Annotated in this window: 4 protein-coding genes; 3 read left to right on the top strand and 1 reads right to left on the bottom strand. The window is 34.3% G+C overall.

Annotation, left to right across the window (positions count from 1 at the left end; genetic code table 11):
• Positions 1–244 precede the first annotated feature (244 nt).
• Both ACTCDL_RS13950 and htpG read left to right on the top strand, forming a co-directional pair.
• Entirely contained in the window at positions 245–937 is a 693-nt protein-coding gene (locus tag ACTCDL_RS13950) for a YjjG family noncanonical pyrimidine nucleotidase (protein WP_463178090.1), read from the top strand.
• A gap of 138 nt (positions 938–1,075) precedes the next feature.
• Entirely contained in the window at positions 1,076–2,977 is a 1,902-nt protein-coding gene (gene htpG / locus ACTCDL_RS13945) for a molecular chaperone HtpG (protein ID WP_463178087.1), read from the top strand.
• Between the two features lie 57 nt (positions 2,978–3,034).
• On the opposite strand, the gene ACTCDL_RS13940 is transcribed toward htpG, so the two are convergent.
• Positions 3,035–3,481, bottom strand: a complete 447-nt coding sequence (locus ACTCDL_RS13940; protein ID WP_463178085.1) for a staygreen family protein — start codon at positions 3,479–3,481, stop codon at positions 3,035–3,037.
• A gap of 496 nt (positions 3,482–3,977) precedes the next feature.
• Here ACTCDL_RS13940 and treP point away from each other — a divergent pair, with 496 nt between their 5' ends.
• The gene (gene treP / locus ACTCDL_RS13935; RefSeq protein ID WP_463178081.1) at positions 3,978–5,402 is read left to right on the top strand and encodes a PTS system trehalose-specific EIIBC component; all 1,425 of its coding nucleotides are present in this window, start codon (positions 3,978–3,980) and stop codon (positions 5,400–5,402) included.
• The last annotated feature ends 152 nt before the right edge of the window (positions 5,403–5,554 follow it).

Genomic DNA, 5,554 nt, shown 5'->3' with positions numbered 1-5,554 from the left:
TATTATATCATACTAGATAGAATATTTGAAGGTATCGAACCTTACAAATATTATCCAATTCATCTCCACCTAATACATAGTTTAGATGGAGTTTTCTTTGGATGTTTTAGATAAATAGAAATCTTGTAATCTGTAGAAAGTAGTAGATTTATATTTCTAATAGAGAATTCTACTATACTTTGTTATAATCAAGATTAAAGTGGCTCATTGAGGAGTGTTTTTATATAAATAGGGGGGATAAGAGATGAGATACGAAGTCATTTTATTTGATGCAGATAGAACTTTATTCGATTTTGATAGAGCCGAGGAGCATGCTATAGAGAGATTGATGAATCATTTTGAGGTTGAATATCGGAAGGAAAATCACCTAAAGCAGTATCAAGAGATTAACAATAAGTTATGGGAAGAGCTTGAACAGGAGCTTATTACCCCTGAGGAGTTGAAGCTAGAGAGATTTAGAAGATTAGCAGAAGAGCTAGATTTAGAGATAGAGGGACAAGCCTTAAGTGAAAAGTATTTAGAATTTTTAGCTGAAGGTCATTTTTTGCTTGATGGTGCTTTGGAGTTGATTGAAGATTTAGATAAGGATTATAAGCTAGCGATCGTTACTAATGGTTTAGCAACAGTTCAAAAAGGGAGGTTGAAGGCGTCTCCATTAAGTGATTATTTTGATCATCTAATTATTTCAGAAGAGATAGGTATTGCCAAACCAAATCCTAGAATCTTTGAGCATACCTTTAAAAAGATGGGGTATCACGATAAGAGTAAAGTATTGATGGTCGGTGATAGTCTCAGCTCAGATATACAAGGTGGGATTAATTTTGGGATTGATACTTGCTGGTTTAATCCCGATAAAACAGAGAATAGAAGTGGAATAAAACCTACTTATGAGATTAGTGATTTAAGTGAATTAAAAGAAATATTATCTAGAGAATAATATCTCCTTAGAGGATTAGTATATTGCAATAGTTTAAGATAATTGTATTATTTATCCATGGATAAATTGACATTTGAAATTTTAAGTGCTAAAATAATATTTGATTAAAACTATACTATAAAACAGGAGGATTTTATAATGGTTACTAAACAAGTAGAGACTAGAGAGTTTCAAGCAGAGACTAAGCAGTTGTTAGATTTAATGATTAATTCTATCTATACCAATCAGGAGATCTTCCTTAGAGAGTTGATAGCTAATGCATCAGATGCTATTGATAAGGTCAAATTTGAGTCCTTAACTGATGTGGATATTTTAGAGGGGGATAGTGATTTTGAGGTCTTGATTGATGTAGATGAAGAGAATAAGACTTTAACTATCTCTGATAATGGAATTGGGATGACCTATGATGAGGTTATCAATAATATTGGGACCATTGCTCAGTCAGGAACTAAGAAATTTATCGAGCAATTAAAGGATAATAAGGAAGATGTAAGCTTGATTGGTCAGTTTGGAGTTGGGTTCTATTCTGCCTTTATGGTTGCTGAAAAAGTTACCTTAATTACCCGTGCACCTCATCAAGAACAGGGAGTTAAGTGGGAGTCTGAAGGTGATGGGACGTATACAGTAGAACATACTGATAAAGAGCAAAGAGGTACTGAGATCACTTTGACTTTGAGAGAAGAGTTCAGTGATTCTGCTGATTTTGAGGATGATTTTACTAATAGAAATAATATTAAAAACTTAGTAGAAAAGTACTCTAATTATGTTAAATATCCAATTAAGATGGATTTCTATCATGAGCAGGAGAATGATGAGGGAGAGAAGAGTGTAGAAGTAGAGACTAAAACTCTAAATACGATGACTCCACTGTGGAACAGGAATAAGGATGAGATTAGTGATGAAGAGTATAATGAATTTTATAAGAATCTCTCTAAGGATTGGAATGAGCCTTTAGAGGTTATACATAAACAGGTTGAAGGACTGGTTAAATTCAATGCTTTATTATATATCCCTACTAAAGCACCTTATGATTTTTATACAGCAGACTTTGATAAAGGGATTAAGCTCTATTCCAAGAGTGTCTTTATTATGGATGACTGCCAAGAAATACTGCCAGAATATTTAAAGTTTGTACGAGGTCTTGTTGATTCACCAGACTTCTCCTTAAATATCTCTCGTGAGGTCTTACAGCATAGCAAACAGCTAAAAGTGATCGGTAAGAATTTAGAGAAGACAATCCTAAGAACTCTAAAATCTATGCTTAAAAAGGATAGAGAGAAGTATGAAGGTTTCTGGAAGGAGTTTGGTAGAGCCATCAAAGGTGGAATCTATACAGATTATAGTAACAAGGATAAGCTAGAGAATTTATTGATCTTTGAATCTTCTCACTCTAAAGAGGGTATGAGCACTTTAGCAGAGTATCTTGATAGAATTTCTGAAGGTCAAGAGGTAATCTATTATGTTACTGGTGAGAGTAGAGATAAGGTAGAAAATCTACCACAGATGGAGCTATTACAGGATAAAGGCTTAGAAGTAATCTATTGCTTAGACCCAATCGATGAATTTGTGATTGATATCTTAGGAGAGTACCAAGAGGTTAAATTCAAGTCGGTGCTTCGTGGTGATTTAGAGTTAGATGATCAAGAGCAAGAAGAGGAAAGTGAAGTAAAAGAAGAATTATTAGAGGTAATTAAAGAGCACTTAAAGGGTAAGGTTGATGATGTTAGATTAAGTAAACGTTTAAAATCAAGTGCAGTCTGCTTGGTCAGTGATGAAGCAGGGATGAGTATGTCGATGGAGAGAATCTTACAAGGGATGAATCAGAATCTAGGCAAAGCCCGTAGAATTTTAGAGATCAACCCAGACCATCAAGTCTTCTCTACTATAGAGCGTTTATATGAACAGGATGCAGAGAGTGAAACCTTAAAGGAGTATAGTCAATTACTTTATTCATTATCATCATTAGTGGAAGGTTTTAACCCAGATAATCCTGTAGAGTTTGCTAATAAGATTAGTGATTTGATGGCTAAGGCCTATTAGTACAAAAATATCATAAAATTATTTAAAGCTATTGTCTTTTAAAAGATAATAGCTTTTTTATTTATAATCAGCAACCCTTCCCCAATATTCAGTCCGGCTGAAAGCAGGGCAGCTAGAGATGAAATTTACATAAATAGGTGACTTATTTAAGTTGGGATGGGCTTTAAAAAAATCTCGATCACCATAGACTATAGCCTCTAAAGCAAGGGGTAACTCTTGAATGAAGATCCTATTTCTGATAAAGGCTTTGACTAAGCCAAACTCACCGTCAACTAAGACACTTGCATACAGATAATAGCCATGTTCATCTACTCTCCATTCTGCTAGTACTTCATCTCTGTTTTGGTTAATCTGATTATAGGCATACTTTTGAGCAATGGTCAAAAATAGTTCAGCAGTGATATCAGAATGGGTTAGAGTATATCTTCTAGGTATAATAGGATCAGTAGGAGTAACTCCTAAACCAAGCTCAACAGATAGCTTATCAGGGTCTAACCTTTTCATACTCTTCTCCTCCTTTGTTGAAACTCGATTAATATATCATATGGGATTATAGAGGATTTGGTACGTGGTAATTTTTTTCTTGACAAACTTGTATATACAAGTTATAATATTCTTAGAAAAAATTTACTAGCCACAGGTTTCAACCTGTGGTGATGGTGATATGTTACACTACGGGTTAAAACCCGTAGCTAAAACTTAAAGTGTCGCAATATATCCATTAAATTTCATTTTGAATTCATATACTTATATACAACTTATAAGATTATAACCTATATAAAGATATTAATTTACAGGCTATATTTTAGATTTCTAATTATAATTAGCTTTTATTTAGAGAAAAGAATAAGATTAACAGTCACTATAACCCTATAATATTTGATAAGAGTGGATAGTTATCTAAAAAAGTTAATCAGATAATAATCTAGTCTTTCTTTTCTGAAACTAGTTCTCAGTTAATTTTAAAATAGTTTGTATAAAGAATATAGGGGGGTTACAAATGGCTAAATTTACAAAGCAAGCAGAAGAATTATTAGAGTATATCGGTGGCAAGGAGAATATTTCAGCGGTATCACATTGTGTTACAAGGATGCGTTTTGTATTAAATGATAATCAGCAAGCAGATATGGAAAAGATTGAAAAGATTGCTTGTGTAAAAGGAACCTTTACCCAAGCAGGGCAGTTCCAAGTTATTATCGGTAATGAGGTCTCTGATTTTTATAATGATTTTGTCAAGGTCTCAGGTGTTTCTGGAGTGAGTAAGGATGTAGCTAAGAAGAATTCAAGGCAGAACCTTAATTGGTTACAGAGAATGATTTCACACTTAGCTGAGATATTTACACCATTAATTCCAGCTTTGGTAGTTGGTGGTTTGATTTTAGGCTTCCGTAATGTAATTGGAGATATTAAATTACTAGAAGATGGTACTAAAACCTTAACAGATGTCTCTCAATTTTGGGCTGGAGTCCACCATTTCTTATGGTTGATTGGTGAAGCTATCTTCTTCTTCTTACCTGTAGGAATCACTTGGTCTATCTCTAAGAAGATGGGAGCAACAGAGATATTGGGGATTATACTCGGTGTTACTTTAGTCTCTCCACAGTTATTAAATGCTTATGCAGTAGCTGGTGGAGCAGAGGCTCCAGTCTGGGACTTTGGTTTTGCACAGATTAAGATGATTGGTTATCAAGCTCAGGTTATTCCAGCAATCTTAGCAGGATTTACTCTGGCTACCTTGGAGAATTGGTTACGTAAGTTTGTTCCAGAATATATCTCAATGATTGTAATTCCTTTCTTTGCCTTAGTGCCAACTGTGTTAGTGGCCCATGTTGTCTTAGGTCCAATTGGTTGGACAATCGGGTCATATATCTCAAATATCGTATATGCAGGACTAACATCAGCTTTTGGATGGTTATTTGCAGCAGTATTTGGTTTTACTTATGCACCGTTAGTAATCACAGGATTGCATCATATGACAAATGCTATTGATTTACAGTTGATGAGTGAATTTGGTGGAACTAACCTATGGCCGATGATTGCTTTATCTAATATTGCTCAAGGTTCTGCAGTATTAGCAATAATCTATCTAAATAGGGATAATGAAGAAGAGAAGCAAGTCTCTATTCCAGCAGCTATTTCCTGTTATCTAGGAGTAACTGAGCCAGCTATGTTTGGTATCAATTTAAAGTATATCTTCCCATTTTTAGCTGCGATGATTGGTTCATCAATTGCTGGATTGGTCTCAGTAAGTTCAGGTGTTATGGCTAATTCGATTGGAGTTGGAGGTTTACCAGGTATCCTATCAATCCAACCTCAGCATATAATGATGTTTGCTGTAGCAATGCTAATTGCAATAGTTGTTCCCTTTATCCTAACAATTATCTTTGCTAAAAATAATATTGCTGTAGGGAAGAAGAGCATATAAATATTACATCTAAATTTAGATTAGAATTTTGATATGGGGTTATATAGGTATATTGCGACACTTGTGTCGAGTTGACAGTGGTTTACACGAAGAGTTTTAGTTTTTAAACTCGTAGGGACGGTGTACAGTTTACAGTTAAAAGATTAAAACCT

The organism is Orenia sp. (assembly GCF_055140805.1).
The sequence above is the reverse complement of the archived record's forward strand: the minus strand, read 5'-3'. Positions and strand labels throughout refer to the sequence as shown.